Below are 16,792 nucleotides of genomic sequence, written 5' to 3'. Positions count from 1 at the left end.
CAAATTTTAAAAAGAGCTATGCTGGCAACATCAGAGTAAAAGTTGACCCCTTGCCAAACTCACTACTCACAGTAATTTCTCCCCCCAGCATCTGAGAGTATTTCTGCGCTATTGCCAAGCCCAAACCCGTACCTCCGTACTTGCGGGTAGTCGAAGCATCAGCTTGCGTAAAAGGTTGAAATAACTTTTGTAGCTGTTCAGGAGTAATCCCAATCCCCGTATCAGTACACTTAATAATTAACTGTTCCGAATTCCCACTATTCTCGTCATTTTTTATTCTTTCAACGCTGAGTGTAATTGTCCCTTTATGAGTAAACTTAGCTGCATTGCTGAGCAAATTAAACAAAATTTGAGTAAACTTAGTTTGATCGGCATACAATTCGCCAATATTATTAGGACACTCCACATTCAGGCGATTAGTGTTTCGCAAAAATAGCGGTTCCACAGTTCTGGCTACATCTTGAACTGCCTCGGACACGTCAAAAGTTTCTAATTCCAGTTCCGCGTGACCGACTTCAATCTTCGACAAGTCCAGAATATCATTAATTAAGGAAAGTAAAAGCTGGCCTGAATTGTGAATTCTCTCCAAATCCGACACAAAATCTTCTTCGCCCAAATCTAAAGCCTCTTCTTGCAGAATCTCGCTGTAACCGATAATCGCATTCAGAGGAGTTCGCAGTTCGTGGCTCATGTTAGCTAAAAACTGACTTTTAGCCAAACTAGCTGCTTCTGCGGCTTCCTTTGCCTTGTAGAGTTCGGCCTCGGCTTGCAAGCGGTCGGTCACGTCGTGAGCCAGCACTAATTCAGCATTTCTACTATCAAAGATCATGGCATAAGAAGTAATTTCTACATCAATAATTGTTCCGTCTTTTTTCTGGTGCTGCCACACACCTGCAAACTCAATACCGACATCTACTTGGGAGATATTTTCTAGCAATCTCGGCACCTCTTGGGGGGGACGAATGTCCGCAACGGTCATGTTGAGAAATTCGTCGCGAGTGTAGCCGTAGTGGTGGATAGCAGCCTCATTGACGGCTATAAATTCCAGAGTTTCTAAATCGTAAACCCACATTGGATGGGGGTTATTTTTAAACAAAAGTCTGTAGCGTTCTTCTGAGGCTCGCAGTTCGGCTTCGGCTTGCTTGCGCTCGGTAATGTCGCGGACAACAGTGCAAATAATTTCGCGACCGCCGTAGGAAATCACGCTCCCGCTCACTTCCACGTCCACGCAGGAACCGTCTCGGCGGCGATAGAGAACTTCGCCAATTCTGAATTGTTTGTCCGTCAGCAGCAACTCGATATTGTTGTCAATTAGGTCTTTAGAGTAAGCGATGATATCGTAAATAGTTAGTTGCGAAATCGCATCATGACTGTAATCGAGTAAGTCTCTAAACGCTGTATTTGCTTCCAAAAGGCGTTTGGTTTGAGCGTCCCACAGGAATATACAATCTGTAGCTTGCTCCACGACGGCTCGGTAGCGGGCTTTTTCCTCAAGTTGTTCGCTTTCGGCTTGGGCGATCGCACTCAGCATTCCATTGATAGTATGGGCAAGGTCGGACAACTCGTCTTCGCCCGTCACCGGTAGTCGCACCGAGAGGTCTTGGCTGCGGCTGACGTGGTTCACTGCTTTCGCCAAACCGCTCAACCGAGACAGCACCAGACGCTCTAGCAGCAGCAGAGTGCAGCCGACAAACCCAACTCCGGCTAACGCTACAGACACCAGCAGGTACAGCAAACTAATGTGACCTTGCCGGTATATTTCTCTGGGGATATCCACCCGCAATAGCAGCGCCGGTTGATTATAAATATCGCGGATCAGAGCGTAACCCGCGATCGACTCTTCGCTTAAAGGACGCACAAAAATCGGTTTTTTTTCCGACAGTTTCTCCCGCGCTTTCTGAAAGTCTGCAGGCAACTGAGGCTCATTAACGCTGTGTACAATGAGTGGCAAGCGAGTAATTTTAGAAACCTTCGCAATGCTCGCAGCATCTAAATTCCGCCCGAATATCAGAGTACCTCGGATCGGGCCGGTGCTTTTAGTCGTGAGAATGGGGCGGGAAGTAATCAGTATTGGCCCTGACGGTAGCAGCAGGATACCAGCCAGGCTGCTTTTGGCGTTGGGGTGCTGCAACAGCGAGTCGCTGAGAGAAATGCGCCGTTTTAATGCTTCTGGAACAGGCGTTAGTTTCACCTTTTGGCTGTCGAAACCCGTACTGTAAACTATTTTGCCAGAAGTATTGACAAAAATGGCTATATTAACTCTTATATTAGCCAGCCCTTCTGGAATTAAATTGGAGGCAATGAATTTTGAGTTGCGGTTTTGGATGAAGGTGTAGGTGTCGTCCCAGGACGACCAGTCGGCAAAGCGCGAGTTGAAGTCATCTGCAGTTTGCCCGAACACGCTTAGCACTCCCCTGACAACCTGTGTGGCTTCTTGTTCCTCTGCTTTGATCAGGCTGCCCAAGAGGATGCTTGAGGAGGCGACATACAGAATGCCAGTCAGCCCAGCGATGGTAATGCCAACGATCGATAGTGTTTTCCAACGCAGTTTCATCTTGCCATGTGTGTGGTGTCCATCCGAAATTCTCAACTCAGGAGCAATTTTACTACTGTTTCCTGAACCGTGACCGAAAGCAATTTGATCCGGGGGCCCCCAATGTATCAGTGGGGTTGCTTTCTTCAATTCTAAAATCTAAAATCTAAAATCTAAAATCGATTGACTGGTGGCAGAGCGCGTGTTTCCTACTTTTCCCACACCTGCTGTTTGTGAGATTCTTTGCAAATACCCAAGATGCGCCGATCGTTCTCGCTGATGGTGGAAATTGGGTAATACTGTTCCAGGTTTACCGAGTAGGGAGAGCGGCTGCCGTCGTAACTGTCCACTACTGTTAAATTTAACTGAGTTCGATCGCTTGTGCCGTAAAAACAGTAAAAAGCAGACCGAGGCAGGTAAAAAGCGCCGACTACCTTACTTTGTCGCATTTCAAATACAAAATATTCTTGTTTAATTTCCTCTGGCTTGCTCGACTGGCCGTAGAGGTAAATGCCATCTGCTAAACCTGTGCTAGCTGTATCTTGCCCAGGATTGGGCTGAGATTGCGAGCTTAAAACGCCGGATTTGATGTCCGAGTCGTGTGCCCGGCGTGCGGGAAATGCGATGCTGAAGTTACCGGGCAAAATAGCAAGCACGATCGCGATCGCTTCTAAACTTCCTGTCAATATCAAATAAGTCAAAACCACTCCAGACCCCAAAATTTAAAATAGCTGGTTCCAAGCGCCTCTTGTACCAGTTTCACAAAGCTCGTAGAGAAACCGGGTATCTGGCTTAACGTTGGCTATTAACTTGAAGGAATAATCGCCCGCCCGGTTCCTGAACTTAAATCTAAAATTAGTTTTGACAAATTTTGCGACCGCCCCGAAAGTGCGATCGACCTCTCAAATAATACCATTTTAGATTTTAAATTTTAGATTAAAGAATTGCAGAATTGGGAATGACCGAAAGCATCCAGGATACAAGCCCCCGGATTCATCCGTTCAGAAATAAAAAACCTGTATCCGATGAAACTTGCCCCCCGAATTTATCCGTGGGGTCAATGCTTCAATTCTTTAATCTAAAATTTAAAATCTAAAATCGATTGACCTATTCTTTAAGGGCTTGAATCACGCGCCTACAGTTACATTCTTTTTTTCAACTGGTACAAAACTATCCTTCCTAGCCGCGCCAACACGTAAAAAAGTTGAGATTTTGGGAAATCTCAACTTTTTTAGTGACTAACTAGCCAAGTATTCTCGGACTTGAGATTGGCGGCGCCGCAGGTGGGCGAGGGCTTGATGTTCTAGCTGTCGCACCCGTTCCCGGCTGAGATTGAGGCGTTCTCCCACTTTCGCCAGAGACATTTCTGTGCCGTCTTCCAAGCCGAAGCGCAGAATTATCACATCTCGCTGCTGGGGGGTCAGTTCTGATATCAAAGTATCGAGGTCTTGCCGCAGCAATTCCGAGGTAATGTAGTTGTCTGGAGATGCCGTTTCGTCTTCTAAGAGTTCTTGCAGTTCGGTATCTTGGTTGTCTCCTACCCGCAAGTCCAAAGAAACTGGATGTCTTGCCATCAGCAGGTATTCCCGAATTTGGGAAGGGTGCAGTTCCAAGGCTGCGGCAATTTCCCCGGGGGAGGGAGACCGGCCCAACTGCTGGGTAAGTTCCCGCTGCACTTTTTTGATTTTGTTGAGTTTTTCGGTGATGTGAATTGGCAATCGAATTGTGCGGGCGTGTTGGGCGATCGCGCGGGTAATTGCTTGCCGAATCCACCAGTAGGCATAAGTAGAAAATTTGTATCCCCGCATCGGGTCAAATTTTTCGACTCCTCGTTCTAAACCAAGGGTGCCTTCTTGAATTAAATCCAAGAATTCCATATTGCGTTTTTGGTATTTTTTGGCGATCGCCACTACTAGCCGCAAATTGGCTTCAATCATCTTTTGCTTGGCCCGCCGCCCTATTTGTAATATCCGGCTAAGTTCAACTTCGGTCAACTCCATTTCGGCAGCCCACTCTTGATTCGTCAGATCCCGCTGCCATTCTTTAGCAAGTGCTTGTTTTGCTTCGATTAATTTCATCATTTGCTGCACCTGCTTCCCGAAAACAATTTCTTCTTCTCGGGTTAGCAGGGGTACGCGACCGATCTCGTGCAGATAGGTACGAACCGTATCCGTTGAGGAGTATGGCCGGCTGCCCATGCGATCGGCTTTCACTGTTTTGTTTTTGGGGGTTGTGGTGGACATGGGTGAGTATTGCACTCCTTGTAACAACAGATAAAAAGTTGGTGATACCCTGTCCCACTTTTGCAAGTGGGATAAAGACTGCGACAAAGGGGATGTTTCCCCTCCTGTTTATCGGTGACGATCGGTAGAAGCTTTTTGTTTGGGATTACTTTTGTGCTGGATTTTCCAGTAATCCCCGTCGATTTTCGGTAGCTCGCTAGCTTTAACGGCTAGTTCAAGGCGAAGTGAAGCAAGAGTTTAGTTTTCTCAATATTATTCCCAATTTTGAGGATCGTAAAGGGTAAAAGCCTCTGTCTTAAGGTCAAGATTCTACATTTTTCCTTAAGGTTTTGAATTCCCTGTTAGTTTTAACTGCCACTCAACTTCACAATACTCATGCAAACAGACTCATGCAATTCGAGGGCTTTGTTTTGCTCTCTGTTCCATCATCGCTTGAAATTTTCTCGCTGCCTAGATGGTGGGATGCGAGATAACCGAACTCGATCGCCGTATTAGATGCGAGTAACTGTTTAAAATATTTATTGACATTTTTATTTAAATATGCTAATCCAATTCTGCTACGAGTAACGACAAGGTGTATAAAGGCTGGCTGTTGCCCTGTTTGACTTTCATTGTGCTGCGAGGCTCCATCATCTCCATCATGTTTAAGCTTATGCAAATTTTGGGCAGTTAGGGATGAGGGGTGAGGGGGTGAAAGGGGAAAAGGTTCTGACTGAAAGGTGGGGGCTAATTTTTTTGACGTTCGATCGCACTTTTTCGTTTATAACTGAGGCAAAAATCAGATCTTCCTGTCATTGCCAGCGGCCAATTGTTCGCAAAGACTACTTTAGAGTGACATTTGCCTAAGTTCTGTAATAAATCTAGAAGTTCTCAATCTAAAATCCCAAATCCATTTTAGCAGATTCTGCCTCGGCAAATACTTGTTCGTCGGGCATTTCTTGCCAGTCAATATCCCCGATTTCTCTGTAGAATTGCTCGTCGTAGGGGCGAGTTTGCACCACTACGGGCATGGGTACGGCGTGCCCCAAAACTAATGCTTGCTGTTTGGAGTCGAGTTTTGCCAAAACTGAACGCAAACTCTGCCCTCCCGAAACGCCGGTAAAAATAGCATCAATGTCTTTATCGTCGTTTAACAAAGCTGTGATCCTGGTGCCGACTTGCGACATGACTTCAGCATCGATGCCGGAGGGACGCTGGTCTACAATCAGCAGAGTTACGAAGTATTTTCGCATTTCTCGGGCAATTGTACCGAAAATAGTCGATCGCACGATCGCCGGATCGAGAAAGCGGTGAGCTTCCTCAATGGTAATCACCAATGGCTGCGGGCGATCGCACGGATTTTTACTCTGCAAAAACTTCTCCGCTTTCCGTACATAAGCTTGGTGAATGCGGCGAGTAATCACGTTTGCCGCCAACATATACGACAGCAAATCCGAGTGGGAACCAAACTCAATTACCACATTTTTGCCACCGTCCAAACACTGCAAAACTTCAGTTACATAATTTTTCGGACAGCGTTTGCGAATGTATTTTAAATCATTCAGTCGCTCTAATTTGCGCTGCAAAGCCATAATCGAAGACTTATTTCCCCGCTTTTCTTCGCAAAACATTTGGATATCTTCGTTGGTCATTTCCAGCAACTTGTTTATCCAACCACTTCCCAACTCATTTCGCAAAATAATCGCATTTTCGATACTAGCTTCCGACAAATTCAACTCGCGCTGCACCAGCGCGATATCTTCCACTTCAATTTGATCGAAACTTAAAAATAACTCTTGAGCGTCGCGGACTCCCCGGCGTTTGGTCGATTCTGGATCGAGGGTATAAATCTGAATTTTATCGGGAAACAACTGTCGCAAACCTTTAACAGTGCTGAACTGTTTCCCTTCCGAAACAGCTTCCCACCCGTACTCCGAGTGCATATCAAAAATTAAATTAACAGCAGCTTGCTTGCGAATAATTCCCGATAGAAGCAAGCGAGTCAGAAAAGATTTTCCTGTTCCCGACTTGCCAAAAACTCCGTTGCTGCGTTCCACAAATCGGTCTAAATCCAAGCACACAGCAACGTCCATGTCAATCGGTTTGCCGATCGCAAAATTGCGGCGGTACGGGTCATCTTCCCAGCCAAAAACAGCCCGAAAATCAGTTTCTTTGGCATCAAACACCTGGGAAAAGTGGCTGGGAATAGTTTTAACCGGCAGCAACTCAATATCCGCACCCGTTTGTGACTCAAAAGAAGCCAAATTTCCTAACGCCAGCTTATTCTCGCGAACTCCGCCGTTTTTCGTCGGATCGAAAATTGCCTGCTGTTTTTCTCTCTCAGCAGTCAACATCAACATCGGCGACAGTTCGATCGTACCGTAGGTGCTGCTACCGGCTAGCACTGCGAGCAGAAAATCGTCGTTGGGATTGGGAGGATTCGATAAAATGCGGGCGCTAGAAGTTCCGAGAGACACGTCGGTGAGCATACAGAAAAAGTGCGATCGCACCCCCCGCACTACTAGAAATTTCCCCACCCTCATATCTTCCACCGAAACATCGGCGTGCAGTCGCACTTCTAATCCCTTGCTCAGGGAGCCTTGAATAACAGAGCCTAACGGTCGATCCATTTTAGATTTTAGATTTTAGATTTTAGATTGTTAATAATCGAGCAATTTTCGATGGGCGATTTTTTATTTTAGATTTTCGATTGTTAACAGTCAACTAATTACCATTCCGATTCTAGTGGCAATTCAAAAAAACTCGGACTCAGATGTATATCGGCCAAATCGGTTTCGCTCAAATAAGCATCTGTCAAAAATACCCCTTTTAAACTTGCGCCTTTGAGGTTAGTACCCTTCAGGTTAGCACCTCTGAGATTAACTCGGAATAAATGAGCATCGCTCAAGTCTGCCTCAGTTAAATCTGCTCCCTCCAAATTTACTCTCATCAAATCTGCTTTTCGGAGGTCAGCTTCGGTTAACTTAGCGCCACTGAGGTTAGCTTTTGTCAAGTCTACACCTCTCAAGTCGGCCCCGCTCAAGTTAGCGAACAGCAAAGTAGCTCCCGTGAAATCTGTCTCCCTCAAATCGGCATCGCTTAAATTAGCGCCGCTGAGGTCAGCCCTTGTTAAGTCTACACCCCGGAGGTCAGCAGAACTCAAGTTTACTTGGTGTAAAATTGCGCCGCTTAAATCTGCTCCTCTCAAATCTGTTTGCTCCAAGTTTGCACCTTTGAGGTAAGCTTTTTTTAAGCTAGCTCTGCTGAGGTCTACATTTTTGAGATTAACCGAACTTAAGTTAGAACCACTCAAATTAGCTCCGCTTAAATCTGACCCGTTTAAGTCGGCTCCGGTTAAGTTTACCCCTTGCAGCGATACATTGGGAGCAATTAAATAAGCTCCGCCCAGAGCGGGGTCAATGCCTTCTGAAAACAATGTTTTGGTGCTGTAAACAGCTTTCTCCAAAATCGTGCCGCTCAAACTAGCTTCCCTCAAGTCCGCTGCGCTGAGGTTGGCTCCTGCTAAGTTTGCCCGATCGAGTTTTGCGCCAAATAAAATAGCTTTGTATAAGTTTGTCCGCCGCAAATCGGCTCCTTTTAAATCGGCTTCGGTCAAATCTACCATAGCCAGATTTAAGCCAGGGAACGAAGCATTGGGAGCTAGCAAAAATGCTCCCATTGCACCCGGATCAATATCTTCGGGGAAGATAGTGCGGTTGTTGTATACAGCCTTGTCTAAAATGGCACCGCTCAACTGAGAACCGCGCAAATCGGCTCCGCTAAGGTTGGCTCTAGTTAAGTTGGCTTCGTGGAGATTTGCTCCTACTAAATTAGCCTTGATCAAACTTGCTTCTTGGAGGTTGGCGCCCGTGAATTCGGCTCCTACGAGATTAGCTTCTCGGAGGACAGCACCAGTCAAATCAGCTCTAGTGAGGTTAGCTAAATTAAGAAATGATTCAGCTAAATCCGCCCCGCTGAGATTAGCGCCGCTGAGGTCGGCTTCAATCAGGTCTGCATACCTGAGCATAGCGCCACTGAGGTTGGTTTCTCGGAGATCCGTGCCTCTGAGGTTGGCTCCCCGGAGTTCCGCACCGCCGAGGTTGGTGCCTTTAAGTGCTTGTCCCCTGAGGTCGAGTCGGTGCAGAAAGTCACCAACGTTCATTTCCATGTCAAATTTACCCTCTCTATTCCGATACTTTTTTCCTAACCTTTGAAATCAAGTTAGATATTCTGAAAGTACCTTTGCTGAGTTCTGGTCAAAACCATTGTAATCATCAATAGCCACAACTGGCACATCTGGCGGATAGTGTTCGGGAATATCGTCAATTGCTACCCAAGGTGAGTTTTCGGCTTGATTTTGTCGAAGATACTCAAGAACTTCCTGGTGTCGTAAATATTTGTGTTGATGAATATTTTTGGGGTTGAGAAAAGGGGTGAATCCGATAATACGGATAGCGATATCTGGTGAAAATAATGCCTGGATTACCTCGAAGGGGAATATTTCACGCCAGGAAGATGAAATTACTACTCGCGCATCAGGATAGGAACGAAGGACCTTTTCAAAGTGATTAAGGCAATCTGAATTAAATTTCATTATATCTGTTTGCAAGCTCGATGTTTCATGCCTTCTGTCAGGAATAAGTACACCATCAATGTCTAAAAAAATTAACATTAACTAAAATTCGTAGTGAATATTTTAATGACTATTAATACTGCTTAATATAAATGTGCATCTACGATGCTCTCTCAAGTGTTCGCTACATCGACTTGTTAGACTGAAATCAACATTGTTATTCACTGTTTTTATTGGTGGCTGCTTTCTGACGAAAGGAAGATGCTGGTATCAACAAATATTGTTCTTAAATCCACAGTTTTTCTTGGCTTCGGCCTTCCCCCCTGCTGGGGTAGGGGGGGTTGGCTTCTACCTTCTGCCTTCAGGCAAGAGGAGCAAAACTGTAGATTTTTTGAGGTTCGAGCCGATCGCAAATTCCGGTTAATTCCGACAAAGGGAAGGTCTCGCGATCGAGCTGAACTTGCAGGGTTTTGAGCGGATCTCCACCGGAGGAAACCATGAATTCTAATGTTTGCAAATTCGGCTCAGTGCTGATTTCACCCAAAATTTTGCCGATCGCCTTGACGTAAGGATGGTTTACATCCGAGTACCAGTCGGGGGCTGCGAGTCCGGCTTGATCGAAGCCGAGGTGAACGATGAGGGAGCCTTCTCCGAAAAGGGCTATTCCCACCGGCCGCGCTTCTTCTTGCAGCAGCAAGTGCTGGCTAGCCGCCAAATGCCGCAGCTTTTCGAGGTGTTCGTACCGATTTTGAATGGCAGAATCTTCCTCTTTTCCTTCGGCTTTCTGGCTTCTAGCTTCTTCCTTCGTTTCGTTCCACTGAATCGCCACTGTTACTAAATAAGTTTGCAGTAGCATATGACCGAGTTTTTCGGCTTTTGTTGCCAGATAGATCGAGTTGTAATCTGTGGCTTCAATTAGTAAAGGGACGCGATCGGCTACTTCAATCCCGTAACCTTTCAAACCCGCAATTTTGCGCGGGTTGTTGGTAATCAACCGAATTTTTTGAACTCCCAAATCGTTAAGCATTTGTGCTCCTACGCCGTAGTTCCGCAAGTCTGCGGGAAATCCCAACCGTTCGTTGGCTTCTACGGTATCGAATCCCAAGTCTTGCAGCGAGTAAGCTTTTAGTTTATTGACTAATCCAATGCCCCGACCTTCTTGGCGCAAGTAAACAATGACGCCAGAACCGACATTTTCGATCATTTTCAGTGCCGCTTGCAGTTGCATCCGGCAGTCGCAGCGCAGGGAACCCAAAGCATCGCCGGTCAGGCATTCGGAATGCACCCGCACCATCACGGGTTTGTCTTTAAATTCTGCCGGGTCGCCCTTGACAACGGCGACGTGTTCTGAATTGTCTTGAGTGTCGCGGTAGGCGTAAATCATAAACTCGCCGAATTGAGTGGGCAATTTGGCGACTGTTTCGCGGCGGACAAATCGATCGTGCTTCAGTCGGTAGCTAATTAAGTCAGCAATACTGATTATTTTGAGGTTGTGGGTTTTGGCGTACTCGATTAATTCGGGCAACCTCGCCATCGAACCGTCGGGGTTTTGAATTTCGCAGATCACGCCGCTGGGATACAGGCCAGCGAGTCTGGCGAGGTCAACCGAGGCCTCGGTGTGACCGGCGCGTTTGAGGACGCCACCATCGATCGCCCGCAGGGGAAAAATGTGACCGGGACGGCGCAAGTCTTGAGGTTTTGTGTCCGGGTGGATGGCTACTTGGATGGTGCGGGCCCTGTCTTCGGCCGAGATGCCGGTACTGACGCCGTTGACTGCATCGATGCTGACGGTGAAGGCAGTTTGGTTGTTGTCGGTGTTTTTGCTGACCATGAGGGGCAGTTCCAGGCGATCGAGCCTTTCGCCACTCAATGCTAGACAAATCAAACCCCGCGCGTTCACGGCCATGAAATTGATGTTGTCGGGGGTGGCGAATTGGGCGGCACAAATCACGTCGCCTTCGTTTTCGCGATTTTCGTCATCGACTACTACCACCATGCGACCTGCTTTGAGGTCTGCGAGGGCGCTGTCAATTGAGTCAAATTGAAAGGATTGAGTTGAGGTGTTGTTATTTGGCACTGAGGAGTTCAAGCTATAAACTGTATTGTTATGGAAATAGAATGTATTTGTGATTGTAACCTTTTGTTTCCGACAGGGCGATTCCCCAGTCCAGATGAGTTTGACAATATTTCTAAACTCACTTACTATAATTATTGCATCTTGTCAACAAAATCTCTCCCCAATATTTCATGAGTTTGACTGAGATCGTCGATCACATCATCAAGTCGGCATCGAATTTAAACGAAATTGTTTTAGATCCGTTTATGGGTTCCGGGACTACAGCAATTGTGGCTCTGGGTTTGCAGCGACAAGTTATTGGATTTGAAATTAGGGCTGATTACTGTCAGATTGTGGCTAATAGAATCGATATTTTTTTGAGGGACAAGGAACTCACAGAAGCACAGTTATCTTTATTCTAGAGTTGGTAAATTGCAGCAACTTAATTTAAATTGTCCCAGAGCGGGCGATCGGTCTCACGCTATCGGGGCTTAAGATCACACTGCCCAGAACGATCGGCGCAATGGGACAATATTGGTATCCCGTCAAATTATCCCAACCATGAATAATTGGCCGAAATTCCTCCCCGATCCTACATCGTGCGCCAGAGGGTTTGCCTTAAGCATTAGCTTTTGGCTGATTGTTTCTTTACTGTGGCCCAATGCTTACTACTATTCCTACGGATTTAGCAGGACGTACTGGTACACCATCAGGAACTCTGACTGGGAATCCCCGATCGTACTTGCTTGGTTGTGCCAAATCTGGTTATTTGCTTTCTATCACTGGGGGTTAACCAAGTTTGCAGAGTGGGTGGAAATTCGCCGACACAATCAGCAACCGGCGACTGTCTCGGCTTGGCAGCACTGGAGGGAAGGCGTTATAGCATTTCTCACACTGCCAGCAGCAATCGTGATGGGAATTCCGGCGACCGCCCTTTTTATTCTGCCGCTCAGAAGCTCTTCGGGCGCGCTGATTGCTTTAATTCTAGGAACTGCGATCGCATCGGCTTACCTGTATCACTTCCGCTTTGCAAAGCTGCTTAAAAATCTTCTTAAATTCTTATGGATTTTCTATGCAGAGCTTCTAAAGATACTTGAACTTTTGTTAGTTCCAGTATTAACTGGTACTCCGTTTTTTCTGCTAACTGTTGCGACGGCCGAAATCGTGCCAAAACAGCTACTGCCGCTGACAACCTTTCTGTTAGTTATTTGCGTACTGCTGAGCGGAATAGTGGGATATGCAGCTTTGCAGTATTGGTCAGCGCATCTAGTTAATTGGGCCGCGACGTGGTGGCCCGCTGACTCTCCTGGTTACAGTCGCCTTCAAGCCCGAAAAGCTTGGAAACACAACAGGACAGCAACCAGCCAATCTTTTGTTCGGCACACAACCAGTTGGCACTTAGCAGCTAACGACACTACCAACCTAATTTACCTAAACCTCATAGCGATCGTACTCGGTGCGATCGGTTTTCTGCTGTTTGGAGAGTCTTCAGAATGGTCAGAAACACAAGAAGATATTTTAGGATCTGCCGTGGCGCTAGTGTGGGTGGCGGTGTGGCATTTCTGGGGGTGGCCGCGCGAAGTAGAAATTGCTAGAGGTAAGCCGGAGGCTAAGAAAAGTCAGAGTTCAGCTAAGAAAAAGCGATCGCCCAATTCTAACTCACCGCCTCCGAATCCGGTAGAACAAGAACTAAATCAGCTCAAAGCCACAACAGGAATGAATCGGATGAAGTCAGTAAGACGATCGACCCAGCCAACTCCTGAAGTTCTCAATGGTACGTGTTTCGCAGCGGAGAAGCCAAAGGGCCCTATACCAGATTGCAATTATGGGAGATTCAAGAAATCACAGCCCGAACCAAAGTGCGGCGCGGGGAAGCCGAGTGGCAGCGCGCCGGTGAAATTCCAGAATTAGCGTCGTACCTCACTCAAAAATAAGACAGTTAAATAATTCACTCTAAAAACTATTCTCGGCGGGGTTGAACGCTTCTCCACAACTTCAAATATTCACGTCGAACAGATTAATCAATCTCGTCAGCTAAACTTTCAGGCATATCAAGTTAGATAATTGACTGCATTGCCCGCATTTTTCCTAAAAAAAAGCCCTCAACTGTGTGAGGGCTTTGCGATGCCAAGACGGAGACTTGAACTCCGGACACGTGGATTTTCAGTCCACTGCTCTACCAACTGAGCTATCTCGGCTTGTTTTTTTACGCTTAACCACCTTAGCAGACACATAGGGAATTTAGCAAGGGGTTTTATAAATTAATTTTTCGATCGCGCGAGAACCCCCCGCCTGTAAGCTAAAAGCTGCAACTTAAAACCCAAAATCGCAATGGCACAGCAACATCGGGACAGCGGGAGTAAGAGTCTGCTTGTCTTGGGCATAATTTGGCTGCTGGGGGCAATTAGCGATCGCCTCTGGTTTGCCCTCGATCGATCTGTCCCCGCCTGGGATCAGGCAGAATACCTGACTAGCACCCTGAATTACTTGCAGGCGTTGCAGCATCCTCAGTGGTTTTCCGGGGAGTGGTGGACAAATTTCTGGCTGCTTTCGACGAAAATTCCGCCCTTGGTGTACATCTTGACGGTTCCGTTTCTTCAGGTGTTCGGTACTGGGGGCGATCGGGCAACTCTCGTTCATTTATTATTTAGTGCAATTCTCCTCGCCTCAGTCTACAGTCTGGGCGTCCAACTGTTTAACAGGCAAGTCGGTTTGTGGGCCGCTGCAATTTGCGTTTTGTTGCCGGGACTTTATCGGTTCCGCTTGCAATTTTTGCTCGACTATCCCCTCACTGCGGCGATTACTTTTGCTTTCTATTGTTTGACAATGTGGAAGGCTTCTGAAGGAAGAAGGAAGAAGGAAGAAGGAAGAAGGAAGAAGGAAGAGGGAAGAAGGAAGAAGGAAGAAGGAAGAGAAATCAAGGAAGATTTTCCCCATTCTCCGGATCTCCCCCTCTCCCGCTCCTCCAATCTCCCCCTCTCCCCCTCCCACACTCCCTCACTCTCCGCGTCATCTTTCTTTTGGACGATCGCCTTTGGAATTTCTCTCGGCTTATCAATATTAGTTAAACACACTACCGTATTATTTCTATTTACCCCGATTGTCTGGTTGGCTGTTGGTGCTGTGCGGCAAAAAGCTTGGGGGAGATTAGGTCAATTAACTGGTGCTTTGTTGCTGTCGGTGGCGGTGTTTGGGCCGTGGGCGAAAACCAATTGGCTGTTAATTTTGACCGGGGGAAAACGGGCAACGCTGGATTCTGCGATCGCCGAAGGAGATCCGGCTCTCAATACGATCGACGCTTGGATTTACTACGGTAAGCACTTACCCGAACAGGTTTCTTGGCCTCTGTTACTTATTCCCTTAGTAGGATTGATACTTTATTGGCGTCGCAGGCAAGATAGTTCGTCACTCTTGCATCTCAACTCCTGTCGCTGGCTGGCTGTTTTCTGGGGAGGAGCTTATTTAATTAATTCTCTAAATATCAACAAAGACGACCGATATGTGATACCTTATTTGCCAGTTTTATCTATTTTCTTAGCCTACTGTTTAACGCTGTGGCCTTCTCGGTGGGGACGACAAATTCACTGGGGTACAATTGGCTTGGCAATTCTGGCGATGCTGTTCCATATATGGCCGCTGGGAGGTGCTTTTGGGCATAGCTTAGTTCAAATTATCAGTCCCGGAAATTCTAACTATCCTTATTTGGGGAAAGAGTGGCCGCACCGAGAGGTAATTGCCGAAATAATTGATAGGGAACCTTATTTACAATCTACTTTAGGCGTCTTGCCTTCGACGCCGGAAATTAACCAGCATAATTTGAATTTTTACGGTGCTTTGGCTAATTTTCAGGTTTACGGGCGGCAGGTGGGAACGAATTTAAAAGAAGTGCCGCAAGACGTGCGATCGCTATCTTGGTTTGTAACTAAAAGTGGCCCGCAAGGTTCTATTCGCGAAGGTATTAAAAAAGCTCAAAATGCAGCGGTGACTGCAATTGAAAAAGGTGATAACTTTGAGTTAGATAAAACTTGGGTTTTGCCAGATTATACTAATTTAAGTCTTTATCGCAAGCGAGTGCAGCCTGTCGAAATACAGCCATTGAATGAAGCGCGATCGCAAGTAGAATTAGAGCAAGTTACTGTTGCTGCAAAAGCAGTTCCCGGCGTCGCGCTGCCTGTTACTTATACTTGGTCTGGGCCTTGGCAGCAGTTACAGTCTGGTTTAGTGTTGGTAACGTGGCAAAATCAGCAGTCTGGCGATATTCCACCGGGAAAGACTTTCAGGATTTTACACGATCGCGCGATCGCCCAGGCGACCTTGCATCCGGGGATGCTGGAAGCGGATAAATTTGCTGTGGGGTTTCGAGTTGTCGATCGCACGGCTATGCTTCCTCCTGCTAATATTGCACCGGGAACTTACAATCTGCAAGCTACTTATCTAAATCGGAAAACTGGCGAAACTTATCCGATTAATGTGCCGGCAATTAGTGTTAAGATCGAGGCAGAGCCTCTGGATATGCGTTCCCAGGCAGAGCCTGGAAACGAGGATAATACAGATCAGCCTGAGTTAGATTTGGTGACTCAATTGCGGGCAATGGCGGTTAATTTACCGAAAGGATTGCCAGGTTTAGAACCCGTGTTCGAGCAGATTGGGCGCATCAATCAGTACGATCCAATTCAAGATTATACCCTGCAAGCGGAACAAGCGTTAGAATATCGGTTGCAGCAAGAACCCAATAATCTAGAATTGGCTTATGCTTTGGCATTTTCTAGAGTATTGCAGCAGAATGTCGAAAGTGCGATCGCCGCCTTAGAAAAAGTCACTCAACTCGACTCAAAAAACCCTTACGCTTACGCCTATCTCGCTTTCGTACACCTGTACGGCTGGCATCCCAAAGCCGCTCAAACAGCATTAAAACCCGCTCTCGCTCTCAACTCCAATCTACCGGAAATTAGAGTTTTAAACGGCGTAGCGGCTCTGATGCAAGGTAATCTCATTCAAGCATGGCAAGATTTGCAATTCTTAAAAAAGTTGAAAGTTTAACAATCCCTTTTATTGTGGCACGGGCGTCCCACCTGTGCTTCCTAATCGGTAAAAAACAGAAACCCAATGAACCAACCAAGAATTGTCTCTCTAATTCCCAGTGCCACCGAAATTGTAGCACTTTTAGGATTAACAGATGCAATTGTGGGCCGTTCCCACGAATGCGATTATCCCCCAGAAATCCAAAATTTACCTGTTTGCACTCAGCCTAAATTCAATCCCGAAGGAACTAGCAGCGAAATTCACAACCGCGTGACAGAATTGTTGCAAAATGCGCTGAGTGTCTATAAAAGACCTCTTGCGAAAGTCTCAGGCGATCTCTAATTTAGTCTTTAAAGAAAGTTCATAATTATAAATGCCAGCGATCA

11 protein-coding genes and 1 tRNA gene are annotated in these 16,792 nt (G+C 46.5%); 4 read left to right on the top strand and 8 right to left on the bottom strand.

Features of this window, described 5'->3' with window-relative positions; genetic code table 11:
* Positions 1-16: 16 nt before the first annotated feature.
* The 7 genes from QT994_RS20685 to ribBA form a co-directional block, all read right to left on the bottom strand.
* Positions 17-2,683: a CHASE4 domain-containing protein gene (locus QT994_RS20685; protein WP_333177682.1), complete on the bottom strand. Its 2,667-nt coding sequence runs from the start codon at positions 2,681-2,683 to the stop codon at positions 17-19.
* 59 nt (positions 2,684-2,742) lie between these two features.
* Entirely contained in the window at positions 2,743-3,240 is a 498-nt protein-coding gene (locus tag QT994_RS20680; RefSeq protein ID WP_333177680.1) for a hypothetical protein, read from the bottom strand.
* A gap of 531 nt (positions 3,241-3,771) precedes the next feature.
* Positions 3,772-4,776, bottom strand: coding sequence for an RNA polymerase sigma factor, RpoD/SigA family (locus QT994_RS20675; protein WP_333177677.1), 1,005 nt, complete (start codon positions 4,774-4,776; stop codon positions 3,772-3,774).
* Between the two features lie 875 nt (positions 4,777-5,651).
* Positions 5,652-7,385, bottom strand: a complete 1,734-nt coding sequence (locus QT994_RS20670) for an ATP-binding protein (protein WP_333044759.1) — start codon at positions 7,383-7,385, stop codon at positions 5,652-5,654.
* A gap of 98 nt (positions 7,386-7,483) precedes the next feature.
* A complete protein-coding gene (locus QT994_RS20665; protein ID WP_333177673.1) occupies positions 7,484-8,923 on the bottom strand; it encodes a pentapeptide repeat-containing protein in 1,440 nt (479 codons plus the stop codon).
* Between the two features lie 48 nt (positions 8,924-8,971).
* Positions 8,972-9,427, bottom strand: a complete 456-nt coding sequence (locus tag QT994_RS20660; protein ID WP_333177670.1) for an HAD domain-containing protein — start codon at positions 9,425-9,427, stop codon at positions 8,972-8,974.
* Between the two features lie 262 nt (positions 9,428-9,689).
* Entirely contained in the window at positions 9,690-11,405 is a 1,716-nt protein-coding gene (gene ribBA / locus QT994_RS20655) for a bifunctional 3,4-dihydroxy-2-butanone-4-phosphate synthase/GTP cyclohydrolase II (RefSeq protein WP_333177667.1), read from the bottom strand.
* Positions 11,406-11,575: 170 nt separating this feature from the next.
* Between ribBA and QT994_RS20650 the strand changes: the two genes are divergently transcribed.
* Together QT994_RS20650 and QT994_RS27910 are read left to right on the top strand one after the other, a co-directional pair.
* A complete protein-coding gene (locus QT994_RS20650; protein ID WP_333177664.1) occupies positions 11,576-11,806 on the top strand; it encodes a site-specific DNA-methyltransferase in 231 nt (76 codons plus the stop codon).
* A gap of 1,356 nt (positions 11,807-13,162) precedes the next feature.
* Complete coding sequence (locus QT994_RS27910) at positions 13,163-13,318, top strand: DUF4339 domain-containing protein (protein ID WP_445243931.1); 156 nt, start codon at positions 13,163-13,165, stop codon at positions 13,316-13,318.
* Positions 13,319-13,509: 191 nt separating this feature from the next.
* Here QT994_RS27910 and QT994_RS20640 read toward each other — a convergent pair.
* Positions 13,510-13,582 (bottom strand) — tRNA-Phe (locus QT994_RS20640).
* Positions 13,583-13,715: 133 nt separating this feature from the next.
* Here QT994_RS20640 and QT994_RS20635 point away from each other — a divergent pair.
* The gene (locus tag QT994_RS20635; protein WP_333177661.1) at positions 13,716-16,424 is read left to right on the top strand and encodes a glycosyltransferase family 39 protein; all 2,709 of its coding nucleotides are present in this window, start codon (positions 13,716-13,718) and stop codon (positions 16,422-16,424) included.
* A gap of 66 nt (positions 16,425-16,490) precedes the next feature.
* A complete protein-coding gene (locus QT994_RS27905) occupies positions 16,491-16,748 on the top strand; it encodes a hypothetical protein (RefSeq protein ID WP_445243930.1) in 258 nt (85 codons plus the stop codon).
* The last annotated feature ends 44 nt before the right edge of the window (positions 16,749-16,792 follow it).

This window comes from Microcoleus sp. S13_B4, from assembly GCF_036700885.1.
Classification (GTDB): domain Bacteria; phylum Cyanobacteriota; class Cyanobacteriia; order Cyanobacteriales; family Microcoleaceae; genus Microcoleus.
This window is presented reverse-complemented; position numbering and strand designations above follow the sequence as displayed.

Excerpts from the sequence above, each read along its gene's own strand:
- QT994_RS20635 (WP_333177661.1), top strand. The coding sequence starts at position 13,716 with ATGGCACAGCAACATCGGGACAGCGGGAGTAAGAGTCTGCTTGTCTTG.
- QT994_RS20650 (WP_333177664.1), top strand. The coding sequence starts at position 11,576 with ATGAGTTTGACTGAGATCGTCGATCACATCATCAAGTCGGCATCGAAT.
- QT994_RS20670 (WP_333044759.1), bottom strand. The coding sequence starts at position 7,385 with ATGGATCGACCGTTAGGCTCTGTTATTCAAGGCTCCCTGAGCAAGGGA.
- QT994_RS20665 (WP_333177673.1), bottom strand. The coding sequence starts at position 8,923 with ATGGAAATGAACGTTGGTGACTTTCTGCACCGACTCGACCTCAGGGGA.
- QT994_RS20660 (WP_333177670.1), bottom strand. The coding sequence starts at position 9,427 with ATGTTAATTTTTTTAGACATTGATGGTGTACTTATTCCTGACAGAAGG.
- QT994_RS27905 (WP_445243930.1), top strand. The coding sequence starts at position 16,491 with ATGAACCAACCAAGAATTGTCTCTCTAATTCCCAGTGCCACCGAAATT.
- QT994_RS20675 (WP_333177677.1), bottom strand. The coding sequence starts at position 4,776 with ATGTCCACCACAACCCCCAAAAACAAAACAGTGAAAGCCGATCGCATG.